General features: G+C 67.8%; 23 protein-coding genes and 1 tRNA gene. 12 read left to right on the forward strand and 12 right to left on the reverse strand.

The genetic code is table 11. The features are described from left to right. The first annotated feature begins 16 nt into the window (after window positions 1-16). Both C5C17_RS13305 and C5C17_RS13310 read left to right on the forward strand, forming a co-directional pair. On the forward strand, window positions 17-1,750 hold the full coding sequence (locus tag C5C17_RS13305) for a cell wall metabolism sensor histidine kinase WalK (RefSeq protein ID WP_104253819.1): 1,734 nt from the start codon (window positions 17-19) through the stop codon (window positions 1,748-1,750). A gap of 82 nt (window positions 1,751-1,832) precedes the next feature. Beyond that, the gene (locus C5C17_RS13310; RefSeq protein ID WP_104253820.1) at window positions 1,833-2,123 is read left to right on the forward strand and encodes a WXG100 family type VII secretion target; all 291 of its coding nucleotides are present in this window, start codon (window positions 1,833-1,835) and stop codon (window positions 2,121-2,123) included. Window positions 2,124-2,212: 89 nt separating this feature from the next. Here the strand turns inward: C5C17_RS13310 and groL are convergent, their stop codons facing one another. The 4 genes from groL to C5C17_RS13330 all read right to left on the reverse strand — a co-directional run bounded on the left by groL (window position 2,213) and on the right by C5C17_RS13330 (window position 5,379). Then, window positions 2,213-3,832, reverse strand: a complete 1,620-nt coding sequence (gene groL / locus C5C17_RS13315; RefSeq protein WP_104253821.1) for a chaperonin GroEL — start codon at window positions 3,830-3,832, stop codon at window positions 2,213-2,215. Window positions 3,833-4,049: 217 nt separating this feature from the next. Beyond that, window positions 4,050-4,265 (reverse strand): cold-shock protein, encoded by a 216-nt coding sequence (locus C5C17_RS13320; protein WP_068479823.1) that lies wholly within the window; start codon window positions 4,263-4,265, stop codon window positions 4,050-4,052. Window positions 4,266-4,529: 264 nt separating this feature from the next. Beyond that, complete coding sequence (locus C5C17_RS13325; protein ID WP_104253822.1) at window positions 4,530-5,081, reverse strand: LytR C-terminal domain-containing protein; 552 nt, start codon at window positions 5,079-5,081, stop codon at window positions 4,530-4,532. A gap of 4 nt (window positions 5,082-5,085) precedes the next feature. Continuing rightward, window positions 5,086-5,379 (reverse strand): DUF3263 domain-containing protein, encoded by a 294-nt coding sequence (locus C5C17_RS13330; RefSeq protein WP_104253823.1) that lies wholly within the window; start codon window positions 5,377-5,379, stop codon window positions 5,086-5,088. A 106-nt stretch (window positions 5,380-5,485) separates the two neighbouring features. On the opposite strand from C5C17_RS13330, the gene msrB reads away from it, so the two are divergent. Together msrB and C5C17_RS13340 are read left to right on the forward strand one after the other, a co-directional pair. After that, window positions 5,486-5,902 (forward strand): peptide-methionine (R)-S-oxide reductase MsrB, encoded by a 417-nt coding sequence (msrB, locus tag C5C17_RS13335; protein ID WP_104253824.1) that lies wholly within the window; start codon window positions 5,486-5,488, stop codon window positions 5,900-5,902. Between the two features lie 83 nt (window positions 5,903-5,985). Then, a tRNA-Thr gene (locus C5C17_RS13340) sits at window positions 5,986-6,061 on the forward strand. A gap of 73 nt (window positions 6,062-6,134) precedes the next feature. On the opposite strand, the gene C5C17_RS13345 is transcribed toward C5C17_RS13340, so the two are convergent. Together C5C17_RS13345 and C5C17_RS13350 are read right to left on the reverse strand one after the other, a co-directional pair. Further along, entirely contained in the window at window positions 6,135-7,112 is a 978-nt protein-coding gene (locus tag C5C17_RS13345; RefSeq protein WP_146079179.1) for an acyltransferase family protein, read from the reverse strand. A gap of 172 nt (window positions 7,113-7,284) precedes the next feature. Continuing rightward, window positions 7,285-8,301 carry an acyltransferase family protein gene (locus tag C5C17_RS13350; protein WP_104253826.1) on the reverse strand — a complete coding sequence of 339 codons (1,017 nt, stop codon included), beginning with the start codon at window positions 8,299-8,301 and terminating at the stop codon, window positions 7,285-7,287. A gap of 328 nt (window positions 8,302-8,629) precedes the next feature. On the opposite strand from C5C17_RS13350, the gene C5C17_RS13355 reads away from it, so the two are divergent. Genes C5C17_RS13355 through C5C17_RS13365 form a run of 3 tightly spaced genes read left to right on the forward strand, consistent with a single transcriptional unit; the run spans window position 8,630 to window position 11,943 of the window. Further along, window positions 8,630-9,685, forward strand: a complete 1,056-nt coding sequence (locus tag C5C17_RS13355) for a permease (protein ID WP_104253827.1) — start codon at window positions 8,630-8,632, stop codon at window positions 9,683-9,685. Next, window positions 9,678-10,535, forward strand: coding sequence for a TIGR03943 family putative permease subunit (locus C5C17_RS13360; RefSeq protein ID WP_104253828.1), 858 nt, complete (start codon window positions 9,678-9,680; stop codon window positions 10,533-10,535). Before C5C17_RS13355 ends, C5C17_RS13360 begins: the two co-directional genes overlap by 8 nt. Next, the gene (locus C5C17_RS13365; RefSeq protein WP_104253829.1) at window positions 10,525-11,943 is read left to right on the forward strand and encodes a hypothetical protein; all 1,419 of its coding nucleotides are present in this window, start codon (window positions 10,525-10,527) and stop codon (window positions 11,941-11,943) included. Before C5C17_RS13360 ends, C5C17_RS13365 begins: the two co-directional genes overlap by 11 nt. Before the next feature lie 84 nt (window positions 11,944-12,027). On the opposite strand, the gene rlmB is transcribed toward C5C17_RS13365, so the two are convergent. From rlmB to C5C17_RS13380, 3 genes are all read right to left on the reverse strand, one after another. Beyond that, window positions 12,028-13,023, reverse strand: coding sequence for a 23S rRNA (guanosine(2251)-2'-O)-methyltransferase RlmB (gene rlmB / locus C5C17_RS13370; RefSeq protein WP_068479835.1), 996 nt, complete (start codon window positions 13,021-13,023; stop codon window positions 12,028-12,030). Continuing rightward, the gene (gene cysS / locus C5C17_RS13375) at window positions 13,020-14,444 is read right to left on the reverse strand and encodes a cysteine--tRNA ligase (RefSeq protein ID WP_104253830.1); all 1,425 of its coding nucleotides are present in this window, start codon (window positions 14,442-14,444) and stop codon (window positions 13,020-13,022) included. Before cysS ends, rlmB begins: the two co-directional genes overlap by 4 nt. A 117-nt stretch (window positions 14,445-14,561) precedes the next feature. Further along, window positions 14,562-15,044 carry a CarD family transcriptional regulator gene (locus C5C17_RS13380; protein ID WP_068479837.1) on the reverse strand — a complete coding sequence of 161 codons (483 nt, stop codon included), beginning with the start codon at window positions 15,042-15,044 and terminating at the stop codon, window positions 14,562-14,564. Window positions 15,045-15,221: 177 nt separating this feature from the next. On the opposite strand from C5C17_RS13380, the gene C5C17_RS13385 reads away from it, so the two are divergent. Then, window positions 15,222-15,821: a DNA modification methylase gene (locus C5C17_RS13385; RefSeq protein ID WP_104253831.1), complete on the forward strand. Its 600-nt coding sequence runs from the start codon at window positions 15,222-15,224 to the stop codon at window positions 15,819-15,821. 84 nt (window positions 15,822-15,905) lie between these two features. Here C5C17_RS13385 and C5C17_RS13390 read toward each other — a convergent pair whose 3' ends face one another. Both C5C17_RS13390 and C5C17_RS13395 read right to left on the reverse strand, forming a co-directional pair. After that, window positions 15,906-16,589, reverse strand: coding sequence for a response regulator transcription factor (locus C5C17_RS13390; RefSeq protein WP_104253895.1), 684 nt, complete (start codon window positions 16,587-16,589; stop codon window positions 15,906-15,908). Window positions 16,590-16,685: 96 nt separating this feature from the next. After that, window positions 16,686-17,858 (reverse strand): cell wall metabolism sensor histidine kinase WalK, encoded by a 1,173-nt coding sequence (locus C5C17_RS13395; protein ID WP_104253832.1) that lies wholly within the window; start codon window positions 17,856-17,858, stop codon window positions 16,686-16,688. A gap of 171 nt (window positions 17,859-18,029) precedes the next feature. Between C5C17_RS13395 and phoU the strand changes: the two genes are divergently transcribed. From phoU to C5C17_RS13410, 3 genes are all read left to right on the forward strand, one after another. Next, a complete protein-coding gene (gene phoU / locus C5C17_RS13400) occupies window positions 18,030-18,731 on the forward strand; it encodes a phosphate signaling complex protein PhoU (RefSeq protein WP_104241934.1) in 702 nt (233 codons plus the stop codon). A gap of 142 nt (window positions 18,732-18,873) precedes the next feature. Continuing rightward, window positions 18,874-19,230, forward strand: coding sequence for a helix-turn-helix transcriptional regulator (locus C5C17_RS13405; protein ID WP_104253833.1), 357 nt, complete (start codon window positions 18,874-18,876; stop codon window positions 19,228-19,230). A gap of 113 nt (window positions 19,231-19,343) precedes the next feature. Beyond that, window positions 19,344-19,961, forward strand: coding sequence for a cation transporter (locus tag C5C17_RS13410; protein WP_104253896.1), 618 nt, complete (start codon window positions 19,344-19,346; stop codon window positions 19,959-19,961). A gap of 105 nt (window positions 19,962-20,066) precedes the next feature. On the opposite strand, the gene C5C17_RS13415 is transcribed toward C5C17_RS13410, so the two are convergent. Continuing rightward, entirely contained in the window at window positions 20,067-20,816 is a 750-nt protein-coding gene (locus C5C17_RS13415; protein ID WP_104253834.1) for a phosphoglyceromutase, read from the reverse strand. A 90-nt stretch (window positions 20,817-20,906) separates the two neighbouring features. On the opposite strand from C5C17_RS13415, the gene C5C17_RS13420 reads away from it, so the two are divergent. Next, window positions 20,907-21,725: a class I SAM-dependent methyltransferase gene (locus C5C17_RS13420; protein WP_104253835.1), complete on the forward strand. Its 819-nt coding sequence runs from the start codon at window positions 20,907-20,909 to the stop codon at window positions 21,723-21,725. Window positions 21,726-21,727 lie beyond the last annotated feature (2 nt).

Raw genomic sequence — 21,727 nt, forward strand, 5'->3', positions numbered from 1 at the left:
CGAGGGGAAGTAGGCGGTGCCGTTCAAGGCCTGGCGCTGGGATCGGCTCTCGCTTCGCAACAAGCTGACGATCGTCAACATTACCCTGTTGACGTTCGGCATCGTCGTGGCCGGCATCGGCACGACGTTGCTGCTGCGGCCGACGCTCGTGTCTCAGACCGACTCGCAGCTGAGCGTCTACGCGAGCGATCCGACCCAGTTCCTCGCCGCCGACCCCTCGTCCCGGCTGATCACCTACGATGCGATCCGCATCGCACCCTCGACGCTGTACGTCGCCGTGCTCGACGCCGAGGGCAATGTCGTCGTCGACAACTGGGGGCAGTGGCAGCGCCCGCAGGCGATCGCGCCCGAGGTGCCCTCCGACGCCGCCACCCGAGGGAGCCAGAGCCTGTTCGACATCGAGGACCCGCTCGGCGCGACGTGGCGCACGATCACCGTTCCGGAGGGCGAGTACGCCGCCGACCAGGTCCGTGGCACGCTGCTCATCGCCGCTCCGCTCACGAGCGTCAACGCGACGATGGTCAACTTCCTGGCGATCTTCTTCGGTTTCGGGCTGACCGTCGTGATCTTCGGCGCGGCCCTGACACGGGTCCTCGTCTCCGCCACGCTGCTGCCGCTGCGCCAGGTCGAGGCGACGGCCATGCAGTTCGCCTCCGGCGACTACTCGCAGCGGCTGCCCGCCGGCACGCCGAACACCGAGGTCGGGCGCCTGTCGCGCTCCCTCAACACGATGCTCGTGCGGATCGACCACGCCTTCGATGAGCGCACCCGCACCATCGCCCAGATGCGCCGCTTCGTCGGCGACGCGAGCCACGAGTTGCGCACGCCGCTCGTCACGGTGCGCGGCTACGCCGAGCTCTACCGCATGGGCGCCCTCAACGACCCCGAGAAGGTCGGACAGGCCATGGAGCGCATCGAGAAGGAGGCGCTCAGAATGGGCGGTCTCGTCGAGGACCTCCTGCAGCTCGCGAGACTCGATGAGACCCGTGAGCTCGTGAAGGATGTCATCGACCTCGAGCCCATCGCAGAAGATGCCGCCATGGACGCGCACGCGACTTCGAAGGACCGCGTCGTCCGAGCGCTCCCAGTCCGCATCATCCAGGAGCCCCGAGATGAGCCTGATGTCTCGGGAACGGCGACGACGGGCGAGCTGCCAGCGCCGATCGACGCGGACGTGGTCCCCGTCGGTGATGCCGCTGCCCCGGAAGCCGCCGCAGCGAGGCGCGCCATCTGGCGCAGGCGACCGCTGCCACGCCCCGCGCTCCGCGGCTTCCCCATCCGCCGCCGAGGCACCGAGCCGAGCACGGGCGAGGCCCCGGAGGCCGAGGACGACTACGGCGACGTGCCTGCCATGGTGCATGCGAACGAGGACAAGGTGCGTCAGGCGATCTCGAACCTGCTCGGCAACGCCATGCGGTACACGCCCGAGGGCTCCCCGTTGGAAGTCGGCGTCACCGTCGACCTGCCGAATCAGCTCGCGATCGTCGACATCATCGACCACGGCGAGGGCATCCCGCCCCAGATCAGGGAGAAGATCTTCGAGCGGTTCTGGCGTGCGGACACCTCGCGGGCGCGCGAGACCGGCGGATCAGGGCTCGGCCTCTCGATCGTCTCCGCGATCATGAAGGCGCACGACGGCGAGGTCGACGTCTTCGAGACTGCGGGCGGCGGAGCAACCTTCCGTCTCAAGTTCCCACTCCTCATGTCCGCGCCTGTGGACAGCGCCTCGTCCACAGCCCCGAACTCCTGAAGTCTGCGCCGCGCTCCTCCCTCGTAGCCTTCTCGCGAGGTGCCGCCGGAACCGCCCGGCGGCCGACGAAGGGGGAACATCCATGGCCGTCTACATGGTCGACAGCGAGCAGCTGCAACTCACGGTGACGAACACGCACGCATCCATCGGCCGCGTCCAGGCGGAGGTGGCGGCCCTGCTGGGCAACCTGACCGCCCTGGAAGGCTCGTGGAGCGGCGAGGCGGCCACCGCCTTCCAGGGACTCGTGCAGCAGTGGCGTGCCACGCAGGCGCAGGTTGAGTCGAGCATCTCCGCGATCAACGGCGCGCTCGGCAGCGCGAGCGCGAGCTACGGCACCGTCGAGGGTGACGTGCGGCGGCTCTTCAGCGTCTGATTCGATCGGGTCCCGCGCGTGTGGCGGCGGGTACGACGAAGCGGGCGGCTCCCTGGGGAGCCGCCCGCTCGTCTACCTGCGCGTGGTGCTTAGAAGTCCATTCCAGCGCCCGGGTCCATCGCCGGTGCGCCAGCCTTCTCGGGCTTGTCGGCGACGACGACCTCGGTCGTGAGGAAGAGACCAGCGATCGACGCTGCGTTGAGCAGCGCGGAGCGCGTGACCTTCACTGGGTCGAGCACGCCGGCCTCGATGAGGTTGACGTACTCGCCGGTTGCGGCGTTGAGGCCCCAGCCGTCTTCGAGTCCGGCGACCTTCTCAGCCACGACGCCGGGCTCGAGGCCAGCGTTCGTTGCGATCTGCTTGAGCGGTGCGAGGATTCCGACCTTGACGATGTTCACGCCGGTCGCCTCGTCGCCCTGCAGGTCGAGCGAGCCGAGCACGCGAGCGCCAGCCTGGATGAGCGCGACGCCACCACCGGCGACGATGCCCTCTTCGACGGCAGCCTTCGCGTTGCGGACGGCGTCCTCGATACGGTGCTTGCGCTCCTTGAGCTCGACCTCGGTCGCGGCTCCGGCCTTGATGACGGCGACGCCACCGGCGAGCTTCGCGAGGCGCTCCTGGAGCTTCTCGCGGTCGTAGTCGCTGTCGCTGTTCTCGATCTCGGCGCGGATCTGGGCAACGCGGCCGGCGATCTGCTCGGGCGAGCCAGCGCCTTCGACGATCGTGGTCTCGTCCTTGGTGACGACGACCTTGCGGGCGGTTCCGAGGAGGTCGAGCGTGGTGTTCTCGAGCTTGAGTCCGACCTCTTCGCTGATGACCTGGCCACCGGTGAGGATGGCGATGTCCTGCAGCTGGGCCTTGCGGCGGTCGCCGAAGCCGGGAGCCTTGACGGCAACCGACTTGAAGATGCCGCGGACCTTGTTGACGATGAGCGTCGCGAGAGCTTCGCCCTCGACGTCCTCGGCGATGATGAGGAGCTGCTTGCCGGCCTGGATGACCTTGTCGACGACGGGCAGGAGGTCCTTGATGTTGGAGATCTTGCCGTTGACGATCAGGATGTACGCGTCTTCGAAGACGGCTTCCTGGCGCTCGGGGTCGGTGACGAAGTACTGCGAGAGGTAGCCCTTGTCGAAGCGCATGCCCTCGGTGAGCTCGAGCGTCGTGCCGAAGGTGTTCGACTCCTCGACGGTGACGACGCCTTCCTTGCCGACCTTGTCGATGGCCTCGGCGATGATCTCGCCGATCTGCGCGTCTGCGGCCGAGATGGACGCGGTGGCAGCGATCTGCTCCTTGGTCTCGACCTCCTTGGCGGAGGAGAGGAGCTCGGCGACGACTGCCTCGACGGCCTTCTCGATGCCGCGCTTGAGCGAGATCGGGTCTGCACCAGCTGCGACGTTGCGGAGGCCCTCGCGGACGAGTGCCTGAGCGAGGACGGTAGCCGTGGTCGTTCCGTCACCGGCGACGTCGTCGGTCTTCTTGGCGACCTCCTTGACGAGCTCGGCGCCGATCTTCTCGAACGGGTCCTCGAGCTCGATCTCCTTGGCGATGGAGACGCCGTCGTTCGTGATCGTGGGCGCGCCCCACTTCTTCTCGAGCACGACATTTCGGCCACGTGGGCCGAGGGTGACCTTGACCGCGTCGGCGAGCGTGTTCAGTCCACGCTCAAGCCCGCGACGGGCCTCTTCGTCAAAAGCGATGATCTTCGACATATGTGTACTGCGTCCTTTCCGGACGTGGTTCGTGAGGTTCGTGGTTGGCACTCGAACGAGGCGAGTGCAAATCCATATTGGCACTCGACCCTGTCGAGTGCAAGCCACCCGGCGCCTTCTCGCTGCGGGCGAACGAGCCGAGCCGGAAGAGACGCGATGGCCTCTGAACGCGGAACGGCGCCGACCCGCGAGGGCCGACGCCGTTCCCAGCCTGCGGTCAGAGCGCGCGCACCGACTCCGCCTGCGGGCCCTTGTCGCCCGCGCCGATCTCGAACTCGACCTTCTGGCCCTCTTCGAGGACTCGGTAGCCCTGCATCTCGATGGCCTTGTAGTGCACGAACACATCCTGTGCAGCAGCGCCGTCGAGCGCATCCACAGTGATGAAGCCGTAGCCCTTGTCAGCGTTGAACCACTTCACGGTTCCGTTCGCCATGTTTGTCTCCATTGCTCGGTAGTACTCGCAGGCGCCAACCCGCGGAGCCCTGCATGCGTGCGAGGGGGACGAACGATGGTGCCCAGGACTCGAGCAAGATACTAGGTGGCGACCTGTTGAGCGAGAAAGCCAAAAACCTGGATCACGTCACCTGGCGACGTTTTGTCTCCAGATGTTCACATTCACGGAACACACGAGCCATATTCCCCGGAGAATGCCCGGGGCACGCACCGTGTCGAGCCTCGGCTCACCTGCGAAGAACAGCTACCCCGCGAGGTCGACGCCGACGATGACCACGATCGTGCCAGCGGCGGCGAGGTTCGGGTCCAAGACGGCCGTTCCGCCGCCAAGCGACTGGACGAGGGCGAGCGCCGCAGCCTCCTGGGAGGCATCGTTGTAGGAGACGGTCGTCGTCTCGTAGTCGGAGGTCGGAGCATCCGCCGTCTCGGTGACGTTCCAGCCCGCGGCCGCGAGTTCCGTGGTGGTGCTGCCCGCGACGCCCGCGAGCTCGGTTCCGTTGAGGACTCGCACGGAGACGTTCGGGTCGAGCTGCGGCACAACCTCCGCCGGCGCCTCCTCGACGGGTGCCTCCGCCGTCGGAGTCTCACTCGTCTCGGTCTCCGCGGTCGGGCTGAAGGAGACGGCGCCGTTGATGACCTGCATCGCGACGGCGGCGACGGCGACGATCACGACAACGGCGAGCAGACCCCAGAGCCACGAGGCGAGCTTGGCGAGGCGCGTGCGGGGCGCGCGATGCGCGCCGCGTCGGTCGAGCCCTGGTGGGATGTCGTCGAAGCGATCCTTGGGGTAATTCACGTGTCTACCGAATCCGTCCTGAGGTGGGAGAGGCGCTGGACATGCGCTGCTCGCGCCGCAACTGGCGCTCGTCCGCACGCCGCTCGCGCGCACGCCGCAGGCGGCCGACGAGCATCGGCTGGTGGACGAGCGCAGCTGGTGTCTCGATGAGCGTAGCGAGATTTCGGTAGTACTGCGTCGTCGACCAGCCGAAGCGATCCCTGATCGCCGCCGCCTTCGCCGCGTTCTGCCGCGGATTCCCGTCTTCGAAATCCAGCAGCGCGCGCTCGAGGTCGCTGAGCTCCACGTCCCGTGCCATGCACGAAGTGTACGAGCAGGGCTCACGGACTGGACTCACGCAACGCGCGTATGCTCATTCCTCCCCGGCCGCTCCCAGCGGCCTCGCCGATTTTCCAGGAGGCACGGTGTCCTACGCCGTCAACAAGCCCGATTCCGACTGGCGCGCAGAGCTCACGCCGCAGGAGTACCACGTGCTGCGTGAGGCAGGCACGGAGCGGGCGTACACGGGAGAGCTCCTCGATGAGGGTCGCGCAGGCCTCTACACGTGTCGAGCGTGCGGCTCGGAGCTGTTCAAGGCGGGAACCAAGTTCGATTCCGGATGCGGATGGCCGAGCTTCTACGAGTCGGTGCGGCCGGACGCGGTCGAGCTGCTCGAGGACCGCTCGCTCGGGATGGTGCGCACCGAGGTGCGCTGCGCGAACTGCGGCTCCCACCTCGGCCACGTCTTCCCTGACGGCTTCGGCACGCCGACCGGTGACCGGTACTGCATGAACTCGCTCTCGCTCTCCTTCACGCCGGAGGAAGAGACCCCCGCCGAGTAGGCGCACGAGCATCCTTCGACAGCCATGCGGTGCGCGGAGACGTGCACCGCATGGCTATGATGGTGCCGCTGCGGAAGCAGCAGGCCGACTTAGCTCAGCTGGTAGAGCACCGCTCTTGTAAAGCGGATGTCGCGAGTTCGAACCTCGCAGTCGGCTCCACATCCTCGAAGGACGCCCGGCGTTCCAGGACGCTCGCCCGGAATCGGTCAGGCACGCGCGCTCCTAGGAGGCGTTACGCGACCTGACTCGAACTCACTGAGATGCCTCGACGTGCGCTGAACAGTGGCATGACGAAGAGCCAGCCCACCCATGGCGACTTCTGGAAATGCGCCAACAAGGCGCCGAGCACGACGGGCAGCACGAAGGCGCCAACAAACACGGCGGGCACAGAGTCGATCCCGACAGCTGCGAGCAGCTGCATCCAGAGGTAGATGATCGGCATATGACTGGCGTAGTAGACGAGCGATGAGCGACCGATGCTCTGAAGAGGTGGGGCGAATCGCGCGGGAAGGCGCTGCAGAATTCCGAGCACGAACAAGACCGTGCCGATGCTGCCCCAGACGTAGAGCACGTCGTTGTACACGTCCCAATCGATCCGGTATCGGTAGACGAGGAACGCTGCAGCGATGACGCCCGTGACCACGAGAGTGGCCCGGTGCTTGAGTTTCCAGACGAGTCCCGAATCGAAGACGAACGCGCCGGCGAAGAAGAAGCCACCGTAGTAGCAGGCCGCGAGGAGGATGGAGATGCCGGTCGTACCGAAGTCGACCCCTGCCCCGAGCTCGAGCCAGACAGCTCCGCCCCAGAAGGCTCCGGCGAGAAGCCAGTTGGGCACCCGAGCGAGCGCCGGAGCAATGGCGTAGTAGGCGAACAGGAAGAAGATGAACCAGAGCCAGTTGGTTGCGATCCAAGATGCTGGGTCCATCCACGTCGGGTTTCTCAGGACGAGCATGAGGAAGATTGCCGCCCAGACAAAATACGGCCAGGCGATATTCCGGACTTTACCGAGGTAGTACGGACCGAGCGGCTTCTTCAGCGCGCGCGGTAGGAGCATGCCGGACAGCAGCATGAGGCCTTCCATGCGGTATGGCGCGAAAAGCACTCGGATATCCTGCATCCAGCCCGGCGCTTCGTATCCGAAAAGTGGCGGCTGCGACACGACGTGGCCGAAGATCACGAGAATTATCGCGAATCCACGAAATGTGTCCATCCAGGTCAGGCGTTCGCGCGCCGGAGAACCGACGGCATGGTTGGTCGTCAAAGAGTTGCCCTTCGGGGGGTAGAGCGATGCGCGGATCGAATGCTTTGGCTTGGCTGAGGCTGTGGTGCCTCCGTGTTTCTCGGGCCCCCGACCGCGTGCGCTGTCGTGGTCTCTCGCTCTGCTAGAGCGACTGGTAGGCGGTGACTCGTCTCTTTCGACCGAGACGGAACCATGCCGGGGGCACGTAGACCCACGTCTCCCCGAAGCGACGGCCCAGTGCGTACGTCAGGGCCAGGGCGGCTGCCGTGATGACGAGCGGCGCGGCCGAGGCGAGCATCGGGCTCCAGGTGACGCCCACGAGCGCGAAGCCGATACAGGCGATGATCGTCGAGTGGGCCACGTAGATCTGGAGGGTCGATTGGCCGATCTTCCTGAGGAACGAAAGTCGCGACAGGGCCACGGCAAGGACCAGACCGAAGGCGATGCCTGCCACGCAGGTGAGGACGTAGAGCACCTCTGACTGCCATCGAACTGCCACCAGGAGCGAATAGACGACGCCGAGCACGGCCGCGAGCGGAATCGCGGGGAGCGTGCGCAGGCGGTCGAGCATCGAGAACACCGGGTCGCGCAGACGCGCTGCAAGAAGGAAGTAGATCGCGTAGGTCATGAAGTTGCCGGGGGCGGAGGGCACGTGGGGCGCGAGCAGCACCGCGGCCGCAGCGGCTGCCGGGAGCAAGAGCCAGGTCGGGATGCGGCGCGCAAGGCGGAGCGTAGCGAAGCACAGCATGAGTGCCCAGAGGAACCAGAGTTCCGCATTCGGAAGAACCGGGGACAAGACGAAACGAACCAGCACGGTACTCGTCGTGTCTTCGTAGAGTCGCGGCGCGAGAAGACCGCCGACGAGATGGTAAGCGAATACGGGGACGGACCAGATAAGGAGCGGCCAGTAGAGGAAACGGAGCTTGCCGTTCGCGAGGTCCCGCCAGGATCGCTCAGCCCACTTCGCGGCGAACAGCCCAGCGACGAAGAAGAACAGCGGCAGGCGGAGCGTCTGAGCCCAGCCGACAAGGCCCGGGATCGGGCCGTCTTCTGGCACGCCGACGAGCGTGCAGGCGTGCCCGAGCACGACCAAGATGATGGCGATCGCACGAGCCGTGTCTGGCCATGGCTTGCGGATCGGGACGTGTTCGGTCGTCAAAAGGCTGCCCTCCGGGGGTAGAGCGGTGCACCGATCGCCGGGGTGGGGCGTCGTTCGAACCTGTTTCCGGAGGCGACAGAGAAGTCGGTTGCGGAAGCAATGGAGCGAGCCGTGGAGCCGTCAGCCCCGGGGCGATCCGGTGGGGGCCGAGAATCGCAGGACTGACGTGTGTCCCAGCGTAGCCCGCGACCGGCGTCGCGTAGGACGGGTGGCGACGTCGGCACTTCGAGATCAGAGATCCCTGGAGCGCATGACGAGCGAACCTCCGACCTCTCGACGACTTCGCGTTCATCGCCGGCCCAAAGCGGCCCGAACTATACTCGGCTGGATGCACGAGCACACGACTGCGCAGCGTACCAAGCTCCCGCAGCAGCGCACGGCCGCCAATCGCGGAGTTCTCGGGCTGACGATCGGCGCGGGCCTCGTGCTCACGCTCATCGCGATCCGCACGCTCACTGCGTCGCTCGACGACCAGCCGGCACTCGGACCGATCACGGACTTCGTCACGCTCTCACTGAGCGTCGTCATCGAGTCGATGCCCTTCATCATCCTCGGCATCCTGCTCTCGATCGTCGTGCAGCACTGGCTTCCGCCCGGCTTCCTCATGCGCATCCTGCCGCAGGCGCCGTGGCTGCGGCGTGCCGTCATCTCCCTGTTCGGCATCGCGCTGCCCGTCTGCGAGTGCGGCAATGTCCCGCTCGCGCGCGGCCTCGTGCTGCGCGGCTTCACGCCCGCCGAGTCGATCACGTTCCTGCTGGCGGCCCCCATCCTCAACCCCATCACGATCGTCACGACGTACCAGGCGTTCGGCTGGGACCATGGCATCCTCGCGGCCCGCATCATCGGCGGCTTCGTGATCGCGAACGTCATCGGGTTCCTCTTCAGCCGCCACCCGAAGCCACAGGACCTGCTCACACCGAGTTTCGCGGCGACGTGCGAGCTGGAGGCGAGACACGGCCACGAGACGGGCTCGAGCGTGCGCGAACGGTTCCGCGCGAGCGCCTCCATGTTCGGTGCGGAGACCTCGACGATGCTGCCCGCGCTCTTCGTGGGATCGGCCATCGCCGGAGCGATCCAGGTCGGCGTCTCGCGCGACCTGCTCACGACCCTCGGAGAGCATCCGGTGCTCTCCGTGCTCGTGCTCATGACCCTCGGCTTCGTCATCTCGATCTGCGCGAACGTCGACGCGTTCTTCGCGCTCTCGTTCGTCGGCACCTTCATGCCCGGCGGCATCGTCGCCTTCCTCGTGATGGGTCCCATGATCGACGTCAAGATGCTCGCCCTCATGCGCACGACCTACACGAGCGCGGTCCTCGCCCGCATCACCCTCATCGTGGCGCTGTCGGCCTTCACCCTCGGACTCGGAGTGAACCTCATTGCTTGAACGACTGCTCTCCAGGTGGCGCGGCGTCGCCCTCACCCTCATCACCGTCGTCGCGACGGTCTGGCTCTCGATGACCGGCGGCCTCTCGCTGTACATCCACCCGCGCTACTTCGTCTTCACCTCGATCATGGCGGTCATCGGCGGGATCCTGGCGATCGCCGCGATCGCCGCCACGCCCTCCCGCGACGAGCACGAGCACGACCACGAGCACGAGCACGACCACGGGCACGACCACGACCACTCGCATGAGTCGGATGCGCTCGGCACGTCGACCGCGCGGCGCAACAACCGACGTCCGCGCCTCGGCGCCCGCCAGCGGATCGCTGTGGTCGCCTCGACGACGGTCACGCTGATCGTCGTCGTGACGGCGTTCGTCGCGCTCATCATCGCGCCGCCCGTGACCTTGAGCTCGGCGGCCGTCGAGAACCGCTCGCTGAACGCCAACGCGCAGACCGTGGACTCTCCGATCGACGAAGGCGAGACGCTGCGCGGCCGCGACACCAGCAGCTTCACGGTCAAGGACTGGGCGGCAATGCTCCGGCAGGGAGATGGCGAGCAGCAGGTCCTGGGCGAGCGCGCCAAGCTCGTCGGCTTCGTGACGGTCGATCCGGACGCGCCGGATGCGTTCATCCTCGCCCGCTTCGTCGTGAACTGCTGCGCGATCGACGCTGCGCCTGTCGGCGTCGCCGTGCACCAGCCCGGCTGGCAGGCCAACTACCCCGTCGACACCTGGGTCGAGGTGGACGGCGCGTTCGTCACGAACCCGAGCGCGTCCAGCGCGGAACGGGTGGCGCTCATGCCCACGACCGTCACCGCCATCGACCAGCCGAGCGATCCATATGTCTACTGATCTCAGTTCACCTGACGCCCGCACGGGACGAGGCTTCCGGAAGACGTTCATCCTCGCGGTCATCGTGCTCGCCCTGCTCGCGGCGGGCCTCGCGGTCGGCAACATCCTGCAGGGGCCGCGCGTCGCATCGACGGCGGTCAACGCGATCGGCACGGTCGAGCAGCAGGGCACGCGCCTCGTGCTGACACCCAACCAGCGGCTGCGGGAGATCGACCCCGCACAGGTCGTCCTCGAACCGGCCGCCGACTACAGCCTCTCGCAGGACGACGGCACCATCACGCTCACCTTCGAGCAGCTGCTCGCCTACGACACGAACTACACGCTGACGGTCCAGGATGCGGTCAGCTCCTCGACGGGGGTCGCATCGACGCTCGAGACGCAGTTCGCGACCCCGCAGCTGGAGGTGTCGACGCTCGTGCGCGGCGCCATCTCAACCGGCGGGAGCCTCGAGGACCGCGTCGTGGAGACGAACGTCTCCGGCGGCGGCGAGCCGCGCATCCTCTTCACCGCGCCCCGCATCCAGGAATACGCACTGACCGACGCGTTCGTCGCCGTCATCGAGCAGGACACCGCGGGCCTCGGGACGGTTGGCGTCGCGCCCCGCGCCGAGCCCGGGCCGGCCGTGCCCCTCAACGTGGATGCGACGGGCAGCTTCTCGAGTCTCGCCGCGGATGCGGAGAGTGGGCTCATCGGGTTCGTGATCGACGGGATGCACGCCGACGGGCAGACGGAACTGGTTCGGTCGCTGTTCGTCTTCGACACGAGCGACACCTCGTTCAGGCCGAAGCAGGTCGCGGGCCCAGACGGGGCCCCGCTCATGGTCTCCGCGTGGGCGTTCGCCCCTCGGACCGGGGCTCTCATCGCGCAGACCCTCGACGAGCAGCTGTACCTGGTCAACGTCCTGGCGGGTACTCCCGCCGAGCCGATCGGCCAGGCGCAGCATTTCCACGGCTTCGTGCCCGGCACGGCAACGGCAGTCACGTCCGGTGTCGGCGGCTACACGCTGTTCGACCTCAGCTCGGGCACCGCCGAGGCGCTGACCCCTGCTCCGATCTCGCTCAGCGAGACGCAGTACCTCACGCAGACGAGCGTGCTCAGTCAAGACGGGACGCAGATCTCGGCGGTTGCGGATGCGGCTGCCGGGCTCGCCGACGTCACGGTGGAGCTCGCCGACGCCGCTGGGCAGCGGACGCTGTTCGATCCGGGCGAGAGCGGCGAATGGCTGCGCGACATCTGCGTCTCCCCCAACGGCCAGTACCTCGCCGTCGAGACGGGGCTCGGTGCGCAGGGGCCGGACGGCTACGCCGTGCTCCCTGGCATGAAGCAGTCGACGACAACCGTCATCGACATCGCGAGCGGCGCGGAGCTGCGTCGGCTCACCGGCTTCCTGACGTCCTGGTGCCGCTGACGCGGACCCGCGGTCTCCGACTGTGCTCGCGTGACGAAGGGCCTCACCCGCAGGGGTGAGGCCCTTCAGCGTCGAACGCCTCGGCTACTTGGCAGCGCGCTTCGCCGCGCGCAGCTTCGCGACCTCGTACATCGTGATGCTCGTGGCGATTCCGGCGTTGAGCGACTCGGTGGCCCCGTCGATCGGGATCGAGACGATCGCGTCGCAGTGCTCGGTGACGAGGCGCGAGAGGCCCTTGCCCTCGCTGCCCACGACGACGAGCAGCGGTGAGGTCGCGAGCTCCAGCGAGGGCAGCGACACGTCGCCGTCGCCGTCGAGGCCGATGACGAACACACCGGCCTTCTTGTAAGCCTTGATGGTGGCCGTCAGGTTCGAGGCCATGGAGACGGGGAGACGTGAAGCGGCACCCGCGGAGGTCTTCCACGCCGAGGCGGTCATGCCCACCGAGCGGCGCTGCGGCACGATGATGCCGTCGCCGCCGAACGCTGCCACGGAACGCACGATCGCGCCGAGGTTGCGGGGGTCGGTGATGCCGTCGAGCGCGACGAAGAGCGGGTTGCGACGGCGCTGGATGGCGCGGTCGAGCTCCTCCATGGGGTCCGCGTACGTGTACGCCGGCACCTTGATGATGACGCCCTGGTGCACCGCGTCGCGTCCAGCCATGCGATCGAGCTCGGGACGCATGACCTCGAGGATCGGGATCTTGCGCTCGGTCGCGATCTTGAAGATCTCCTTGACGCGCTCGTCCATCTCACCGCGGGCGGCGACGTAGAGCGTCGTCGCCGGGATGCCGGCGCGGAGTGCCTCGACGACCGAGTTGCGGCCGGTGACGAGTTCCGTGCTGTCATCGGTGCGGGCGCGACGCGGTGCCCCGCCCTCACGCTGCGCGGGACGCGGCTTGGACCCGCCACGAGCAGCCTCGAGGCGCTCCTTCGCCGCCTTGCGCTTGCCGGCGACGTGCCAGGAGCGGTCCTCGGCACGAGGCGTGTTGCCCCGACCTTCGAGGGACTTGCGGCCGTTGCCACCGGTGCCCTTGGTGGGGCCCTTCTTGCTGCGATTTCCTCGCGAGTTCGTGCTCATGCCTTCTCCAACGTCCAGAAGCTGCCGTTCGGCGAGTCTTCAATCTGCACGCCGGCTGCTGCCAGCGTGTCTCGAATCTGATCTGCGCGGGCGAAGTCCTTCGCACCGCGGGCCTGTGTGCGCTCGGTGAGCAGCGCATCGACGAGGGCGGTGAGGGCTGTCTCGCCCGTCGCATCCGCTCCCCCGCTCCACTGCTCAGCGCGTGGGTTGATGCCGAGGATGTCGAGCATCGCGGTGACCTCGCGGGCGGCGCGCGCCGCCGCGTCGGAGGCACCGGTGTCGAACGCCTGGTTGCCGGCGGTGATGGCCTCGTGCAGCGCGGCGATCGCCTGAGGGACCGCGAAGTCGTCGTTCATCGCCGCGATGAACGCCTCGGGCAGGTTGGCGAGGCCGGGCGGCGCTTCCTCGACGACGGATGCGAGCAGCTCTGCCCGCTCGGCACGCTCGAGGAACGCCTCGATGCGCGAGAAGGAGGCGGCCGCCTCGTCGAGCGAGTTCTCACCGATCTCGATGGTCGAGCGGTAGTGGGCGGAACCCAGGAAGTAGCGAACGACGATCGGACGCGCGGCGGTCAGGAGGTCGACGGCCGAGACGGTGTTGCCGATCGACTTCGACATCTTCTGCCCGGCAACCGACACGAGCCCGTTGTGCACCCACGTGCGAGCGAACTCGAGGCCCGCTGCGCGGGACTGCGCCAGCTCGTTCTCGTGGTGAGGGAATCGGAGGTCTCGCCCACCGCCGTGGATGTCGAACGTCGGACCGAGATACTTCGTCGACATGGCCGAGCATTCGATGTGCCAGCCCGGTCGCCCCGAACCCCACGGCGAAGACCAGGCAGCCGAGTCCGGCTCGCCCGGCTTCTGCCCCTTCCAGAGGGCGAAATCGGCGGCGCTCCGCTTTCCTCGGCTCGGGGCCTCCCCCTCCGCCATGTCCTCGGGACGCTGATGGGTGAGCTCGCCATAGCTGGGCCAGCTTCCCGTGTCGAACCACACGTCGCCGCTCTCGTCGACCGCCGCATACGCGTGGCCGCGCTCGATGAGCAGCGAGATCAGCTCCTGCATCTCCGGGATAGACCCCGTCGCGCGGGGCTCGTACGTGGGCGGGCGGATGCCGAGTGCGGAGTACGCGGCGTTGAACTCGCGTTCGACCCGGTACGCGAGGGCCCACCACGGCTCGTCCGGCGTCGCGCCAGCGAGCGTCTTGTCGTCGATGTCAGTGACATTGCGAACCAGCGTCACGCGCAGCCCGGTCGCCTCGAACCACGAGCGGAACTGGTCGTAGACCAGCGCGGAACGCAGGTGGCCGGCGTGCGGCGCGGACTGCACCGTCGGCCCGCAGACGTACAGCGAGACCTCGCCTGGCACGAGCGGCGCGAAGTCGCCGAGTGCTTGCGTCTGCGTGTCGTAGATGCGCTGATTCACTGCACCAGCATACGCGTCGGGGCCGCACGGACGAGTGAACGTCCCTGCGGCCCCGACGATGAAGCGTGTGGCGTGTGCCGAACGGCAGTCCCGAGGGAGACCGCCGGTGTCACTCGACTAGGACGCGAGGACCTTGTCGAGCACGTCTCCGGCTTTCTCCTCGTCGGTCTTCTCCGCGAGTGCGAGCTCCGAGACGAGGATCTGCCTGGCCTTCGCGAGCATCCGCTTCTCTCCAGCGGAGAGACCCCGATCCTGGTCGCGCCGCCAGAGGTCGCGGACGACCTCGGAGACCTTGATGACGTCGCCGGAGGCGAGCTTCTCAAGGTTCGACTTGTACCTGCGGGACCAGTTCGTCGGTTCCTCGGTGATGGGGGCTCGCAGAACCTCGAACACACGGTCGAGACCGTCCTGTCCGATGACATCGCGCACTCCGACCAGGTCGACGTTGTCAGCAGGGACCTCGATGACGAGGTCTCCCTGTGCAACGTTCAACTTGAGGAACGTCTTCTCTTCACCCTTGATGACTCGGATCTTCACCTCTGAGATGGTGGCCGCGCCGTGATGGGGATAGACGACTGTCTCCCCGACCTCAAACTGCATAAATACAAGCCCCTTTCGGCACCTAAGAGTACCATGTCAAAAGGGCCCATCCGAGGGTGGAAGTGGTAGAGTCCGCCGCCGCGTCGTCCGGGAGCCGCACCCAGATCAGATAGGCTTCCTGCATCCTGTGAATTCGTGTGGCGACAGCCGCACGGTCCGAACCTGGAGGCTCCAGACGTGAAGATCCGCGCCGTCGCGTCCGTCACCCTTGCCGCCGTAGTCGCGGTTGGGCTTGCCGGCTGCAACTACATCTCCCCCCAGCGCACGACGACCCAGTACTCGGCGAGTGACGGCACGAACGCCAACGTGGGCGAGCTCGAGGTTCGCAACGCGATCCTCATCACCGACACGCTGACGGGCACCGACGTGACCGACCGCGCCAACCTCGTCTTCGCGGTCGTCAACCACACGGGCAGCGCTGGTTCGCTCGACATCACCTACACGGGACTCATCAACGGCGTCGAGCAGGACGTCGTCGTGACCGTTCCCGTCGACGCCGCGGCAGGCGTGACCCAGGTCGGCTTCGGCGAGGGCGCCAGCGTGCTCCTCGAGGGCATGGACTTCATCCCGGGCTCGACCCACGAGGTGACGTTCACCGCGACACTCGACGGCGAGCAGTCGGTGCAGGCCGTGAACGTTCCCGTGCTCGACGGCACGCTGCCGGAGTACTCGACGCTCGTGCCCGGCCCGGCCCAGACCGAGCCGCCGGCCGCGCCGCCCAGCATCGCCCCCACTCCGGCCCCGACCGAGGAGCCGGAAGAGGGCGGCACGGCCTAGCGGCAACCCGCACACCGCCGAGAAGGGCGCATCCATCCGGATGCGCCCTTCTCGCGTTCGCCCGGCGCGAGGCCTGGGGCCGGTTCAGCCCTCGTAGCGGTAGCCGAGACCTCGAACGGTGACGAGCCTGACCGGCGTCGACGGCTTCTCCTCGATGCGGCTGCGGATGCGCTTGATGTGCACGTCGAGCGTCTTCGTGTCGCCGTAGTAGTCGGGGCCCCAGACGCGGTCGATGAGCTGCCCGCGGGTGAGCACGCGTCCCGAGTTGCGCATGAGGTACTCGAGGAGCTCGTACTCCTTGAGCGGCATCGGCGTCACCTTGCCCGAGACCTCGAGCGTGTGACGGTCGAGGTCCATGCGCACCTCGCCGACCTCGATGATGCTGTCGTCCTCGCCCTCCTCCTCCTGCTCGTTGCGTCGGAGCACGGCACGCACACGCGCCAGCAGCTCCCGCGTCGAGTACGGCTTCGTGACGTAGTCGTCGGCGCCGAGCTCGAGCCCCACGACGATGTCGACCTCGCTGTCCTTCGCCGTGAGCATGATGATCGGCACCTTCGACGTGAGGCGGATCTGCTTGCACACCTCGGTGCCTGGAACGCCGGGGAGCATGAGGTCGAGGAGCACCAGGTCGGCGCCGTCGCGGTCGAACAGATCGAGGGCGTCAAGGCCGGTCTCGGCGACGGCGACGTCGTACCCCTCCCGCCCGAGGAGGAAGGAGAGCGGCTCATGCAGTGCTGATTCGTCTTCGACGAGGAGGATGCGGGTCACGGTGGTCATTGTGCATATCTTTCGTGAACATTGAGTGACGTGCGCGCGGACCGGCGCGTCACGGACCGCACGGTGCGCGCGATCACCTGGATCTGCTCAGGCGGAGCGCCGCTCGGTGAACCGCTGCAGGTCGATCTCCTCGACGACGGAGTCCGCGGAGGGCAGACGCACGGTGAAGGTCGATCCCTTGCCGAGCTGCGACCAGACTCGAACGTCTCCACCGTGGTTCTCTGCGACGTGTCGAACGATGCTGAGCCCGAGGCCGGTCCCGCCGGTCCGTCGGGAGCGCGCCTGATCGACGCGGAAGAACCGCTCGAAGATCCGCCCCTGGTCCTCCGGGGCGATGCCGATGCCCTGGTCGGAGATCGCGACCTCGACCGTGTCGTCGACGAGCCGTGTGCCGATGCCGATGCGCGAGTTCGTCGAGGAGTACTGGACGGCGTTGGAGACGAGGTTCGTGAAGCACATGAGCAGGTGGGTCCGCTCGCCGTACACGAACGCATCCACGTCGTCGCCGAGCACGATCTCGACGCCGGCGACGTCGGCTGGCACGCGTGACTGGTCCACGGCGAGCGAGAGGATCTCGTGGATGGAGATCAGCTCCGGATGCGCGAGGGAGTCGCTCGACTGCAGCCTCGACAGCTCGATGAGCTCGTTGGTGATGGATGCGAGGCGCAGGCTCTCCTTGCTGAGGCGCCCAGTGAAGTACTTGACCTGCTCTTCGTCGCCCGCGGACTCCGCGATCGCCTCGGCGAGCAGCGTGACCGCCCCGATCGGCGTCTTGAGCTCGTGGCTGACGTTGGCGACGAAGTCCCGCCGCACGCTCTCGACGCGCAGCGCCTCGGTCCGGTCCTCGGCGAGCACCAGGAAGAACCTGGTGGAGAGGGGCGCGGCTCGCACGCGGACGTGGATCTCGGAGCGGCCGAACGGGCCACGCGCGATCTCCAGGTCACGGGTGACGGCCTCGCCCTGCCTTCTGGCCTCGTCGACGACGGCACCGACGCGCTCGTCGAGGCGCCCACCCGGTCGGACGAGGCCCTTCGAGGTGGCTCCCGGGGACGACTGGTAGACGTTCCTCGAAGGGTCCGTGACGATCACGATCGAGTCGAGGGCGCCGAGCAGATGCTCGATGCCCTCTGGGAGGCGGGGTGAGAATGCAGCTCGCGCCTTTGCCTGCCGTACTGAGGCGACGTGGAGCAGCCAGACGAAACCTGCACCCAAGAGGAAGCCGAGTACGATCGCAAGGACCACTGCGACGGACGAGTCCATGTGCCCAGCATATGGGCCAGCGGATGCGTCACCCGTCGTACACGAGTCCGTTACCTTGGCTCCGTAGACTCGCCCGCGAAGGCAGCGTCACTCCCAAGGCACCGGACGACCGGTCTTCCCAGAACTACGGGCAGCGGCACATCGCTCGTTGCCACGAAACAGAGGATAAACATGCGCGAAGTTTTCCAGCAGGAACTCGCTGAGGTCAGCAACGGCCTCGTGGAGATCGCCCGCCACGTCGAGTCCGCCATGCAGCGCGCCGCCGTCGCGTTCACCACGTCTGACGTGGCCCTCGCCGAGCAGGTCATCTCCGACGATGCCCGCATCGACGAGCTCGCGATCGCCCTCGATGAGCACACCATCGAGATCATCGCCCGCCAGTCGCCCGTGGCACGCGACCTCCGACTCGTCGTGAGCGCGCTGCGCATCAGCTCGTCGCTCGAGCGCATGGGCGACCTCGCGGCCCACATCGCGGCGCTCGCCCGCTACCGCTTCCCGGGCGGCGTCGGCCCGAACACGCTCCGTCCGGTGTTCGCTGAGATGAGCCGACTCGACGTCGCGGTTGCGCGTCAGCTCGTGGCTCTGCTCGACGCAGGCAACGACGAGGAGACGAACCGCATCGCCGACGAGATCAAGGCGAGCGACACGCAGATCGACGACCTGCACCGCAGCACGTTCGACGCGCTCCTGTCCGACGACATCCAGGCGCAGAGCGTCGAGGTCGTCGACGCCACGCTCGCGAGCCGGTACTTCGAGCGCTTCGCCGACCACGCGGTCTCGATCGCGCAGAAGGTGCAGTACCTGACGAGCGGCGAGTGGATGCAGGAGAAGGAGCCGTCCACGCCCGTCGCCCCGGTCACCCCGGGCGCCTAGCCGGAGAGCACCACAGCATCGACGACACCCCTGCCGCCGTTCCTCCCGGAATGACAGCGAGCAGGGGTGCCGTCGTCTCTCCCCAGTCGCAGGTCGACGCCCGCGGGTTGCTTAATACAGTCCGCGCTGTATTAATGGGGGCATGACAACCGCGACCACCTCACGCCTCGAGGTCATGAACCGCCTCGGGCGCGCCATGGCCGATCCCTCGCGGTCACGCATCCTCATGCGCCTGCTGGACGGCCCGGACTACCCGGCGCGCCTCGCCTCAGACCTGGGACTGACCCGACAGAACGTGTCGAACCACCTGACCTGCCTCCGGGACTGCGGCATCGTCGTCGGGACGCCGGAGGGAAGGCAGACGCGGTACGAGATCGCCGACCCGCACCTGACCCAGTCGCTCACGACGCTCGTCGGCGTCGTCCTCGCCGTCGACGAGGCCGCCCCGTGCCAGGACACGTCCTGCCCCGTGCCAGGCTGCTGCGAGCCCGGCTCGTGACCGCGCGATTCGACCCGACGGCGAAGGCCGCGGCAGACACCAGTCCTGGCGGCGTCGGTGCCGCGAGCGCCGACGGGAAGGCGCGCCGCGCGCTGCTGCACCGGCGCATCCGCATGGTCGTGGCCTTCACGATCGCCTACAACGTGATCGAGGCGGCCGTCGCGCTGAGTGCGGGCGCAGCGTCATCCTCGGCGGCCCTCATCGGGTTCGGCCTCGACTCGATCATCGAGGTGCTCTCGGCCGCCGCAGTCGCCTGGCAGTTCACGCGAGAGGATCCGGAGCGCTGGGAGAAGCCCACGCTGCGCGTCATCGCGATCGCCTTCTTCGCGCTCGCCGCCTACGTCACGATCAGTTCGGTGCTCGCGCTCACCTCGGGCTCCGAGGTCGAGCACAGCACCGTCGGCATCGTGCTCGCAGCCGTGAGCGTCATCCTGATGCCGGTCCTGTCGCTCATCGAGCGGCGCACCGGGCAGGAGCTGGGCTCGGCGACGGCCGTGGCGGACTCCAAGCAGACCCTCATCTGCACCTACCTGTCCGCCGCCGTCCTTCTCGGCCTCGTCCTGAACTCGCTCTTCGGCTTGGCGTGGGCCGACGCGGTGGCCGGGCTCGTCATCGCCGCCTTCGCCGTTCGCGAGGGCATCGAGGCGTGGAAGGGCGATGCCTGCGCGACCTCGGTCGGGATGCTCCTGGAAGATGAACACGAGCATGACCATGATCACGACCACGACTGACGGTCGTTCTCGTCACCGGTGATCGCGAACGAGGAGCTCCCCGTCCGCTGACGGGGAGCTCCTCGTTCGTGCGGCCCGGCGCGGGCCTGGGGTTCGCTCGGCGCGCTACTTGCCCTGCGAGGCGACTGCGGCGGCTCCCGCTGCTGCTGCCTCCGGGTCGAGGTACTCGCCCTTGCCGAGCACCTCGTGCGTCTCGGGGTCGAAGCGGTACACGAGGGGCATGCCGGTCGGGATGTTGACGGCGGCGATGTCGTCGTCGCTGATGCCCTCGAGGTGCTTCACCAGCGCGCGGAGGCTGTTGCCGTGCGCGGCGACCATAACCGTGCCGCGCTGGACGAGCGTCGGCAGGACTTCCTCTTCCCAGTAGGGCAGGAACCGCACGAGGACGTCCTTGAGGCACTCGGTGCGTGGCAGCTCGTCACCGAGGTCTGCGTAGCGTTCGTCGTGGGCCTGCGAGAACTCGCTGCTGTCGTCGAGGGCGGGCGGCGGGGTGTCGTACGAGCGACGCCACTCCATGAACTGCTCTTCGCCGTACTGGTCGCGGACCTGGGCCTTGTCCTTGCCCTGCAGGTCGCCGTAGTGGCGCTCGTTGAGGCGCCAGGTGCGCTTGACGTCGATCCAGCCGCGGCCAGCTTCCTTGAGCGCGAGGTTCGCGGTGTCGATGGCGCGTGTGAGCAGCGACGTGTAGTGCACGTTCGGCTTGAGGCCGGACTCGCGGATGAGGCGGCCCGCGCGGGCCCCCTCCTCCCGGCCCTGTTCGGTGAGCTCAACGTCCACCCAGCCGGTAAAGAGGTTCTTCTCGTTCCACTCGCTCTGTCCGTGACGGACCAGGATGAGGGTCAGCGCTTCAGTCATGCGTCCAAGCGTACCGAGTGGGGCTGGCCCGTGTGCGACGCGGGGTCGTCGCGCGCGGAAATAGTCTCGGTGGCTCAATAGTCTTGTCGCATGCCATTGGGTCGACTCACGCGCGGGACGACGGGGACGAACCGTCTGCGTCGCGTCGACCGCTGGATCGCGCAGCATCCGGCCCTCTCGTCCGCCGAGCGCCCGCTGGTCGTCGACCTCGGCTACGGGGCGAGCGGAGCGACGGCGTTCGAGCTGGCCGAGCGCCTCGGGCGTGCTGTCCCGCAGGTCCGCGTGCACGGACTCGAGATCGACCCGGGGCGCGTGGCGCTCGCCAGACAGCAGCTCGCCGAGCGGCCGGAGCTGGCAGGCCGGGTCTCGTTCGCGGTCGGCGGGTTCGAGGTTCCGACGCCGAAGTCGGAGGCGCCCGCCGTGATCCGCGCCATGAACGTGCTGCGTCAGTACGACGAGGCGGAGGTCGCCGATGCCTGGTCACGCATGACCGCGCGACTCGCGCCGGGCGGACTGCTGGTCGAGGGAACGTGCAACGAGGTCGGGCGCGTGTCGTCCTGGGTGGGCATCGACGCCGGCGCACCCCGCACGTTCACGGTCTCGCTGCACACGGCGAGCCTCGAATCGCCGCTGGTCGTCGCCGAGCGCCTGCCGAAGGCCCTCATCCACCGCAACGTGCCCGGCGAAGGGGTGCACGACTACCTGCGGTCGCTCGACGACGCCTGGCAGCGCGAGGCCCCGCGGCAGACGTTCGGCGCCAGGCAGCGCTTCCTCGCCGTGTGCGAGCGGATGCGCGCGTCCGGCTGGCCGCTCGTCGACTCCTCCAAGCGCTGGCGGCTCGGTGAGGTCACCGTCGCCTGGGACGCGGTGGCCCCTTCCTCCGGGGCCCTCGCACTGCCCCGCCCCTAGCC

Source organism: Pseudoclavibacter sp. RFBA6, assembly GCF_002931575.1.
GTDB classification, from domain to species: Bacteria; Actinomycetota; Actinomycetes; order Actinomycetales; family Microbacteriaceae; genus Pseudoclavibacter; species Pseudoclavibacter terrae.

What these genes read in the sequence shown, in the direction of transcription:
- C5C17_RS13310 (WP_104253820.1), top strand. Translation starts at nt 1,833, where the DNA reads ATGGCCGTCTACATGGTCGACAGCGAGCAGCTGCAACTCACGGTGACG.
- groL (WP_104253821.1), bottom strand. Translation starts at nt 3,832, where the DNA reads ATGTCGAAGATCATCGCTTTTGACGAAGAGGCCCGTCGCGGGCTTGAG.
- C5C17_RS13320 (WP_068479823.1), bottom strand. Translation starts at nt 4,265, where the DNA reads ATGGCGAACGGAACCGTGAAGTGGTTCAACGCTGACAAGGGCTACGGC.
- C5C17_RS13330 (WP_104253823.1), bottom strand. Translation starts at nt 5,379, where the DNA reads ATGGCACGGGACGTGGAGCTCAGCGACCTCGAGCGCGCGCTGCTGGAT.
- C5C17_RS13345 (WP_146079179.1), bottom strand. Translation starts at nt 7,112, where the DNA reads ATGGACACATTTCGTGGATTCGCGATAATTCTCGTGATCTTCGGCCAC.
- C5C17_RS13355 (WP_104253827.1), top strand. Translation starts at nt 8,630, where the DNA reads ATGCACGAGCACACGACTGCGCAGCGTACCAAGCTCCCGCAGCAGCGC.
- C5C17_RS13365 (WP_104253829.1), top strand. Translation starts at nt 10,525, where the DNA reads ATGTCTACTGATCTCAGTTCACCTGACGCCCGCACGGGACGAGGCTTC.
- rlmB (WP_068479835.1), bottom strand. Translation starts at nt 13,023, where the DNA reads ATGAGCACGAACTCGCGAGGAAATCGCAGCAAGAAGGGCCCCACCAAG.
- C5C17_RS13380 (WP_068479837.1), bottom strand. Translation starts at nt 15,044, where the DNA reads ATGCAGTTTGAGGTCGGGGAGACAGTCGTCTATCCCCATCACGGCGCG.
- C5C17_RS13395 (WP_104253832.1), bottom strand. Translation starts at nt 17,858, where the DNA reads ATGGACTCGTCCGTCGCAGTGGTCCTTGCGATCGTACTCGGCTTCCTC.
- phoU (WP_104241934.1), top strand. Translation starts at nt 18,030, where the DNA reads ATGCGCGAAGTTTTCCAGCAGGAACTCGCTGAGGTCAGCAACGGCCTC.
- C5C17_RS13405 (WP_104253833.1), top strand. Translation starts at nt 18,874, where the DNA reads ATGACAACCGCGACCACCTCACGCCTCGAGGTCATGAACCGCCTCGGG.
- C5C17_RS13410 (WP_104253896.1), top strand. Translation starts at nt 19,344, where the DNA reads ATGGTCGTGGCCTTCACGATCGCCTACAACGTGATCGAGGCGGCCGTC.
- C5C17_RS13415 (WP_104253834.1), bottom strand. Translation starts at nt 20,816, where the DNA reads ATGACTGAAGCGCTGACCCTCATCCTGGTCCGTCACGGACAGAGCGAG.
- C5C17_RS13420 (WP_104253835.1), top strand. Translation starts at nt 20,907, where the DNA reads ATGCCATTGGGTCGACTCACGCGCGGGACGACGGGGACGAACCGTCTG.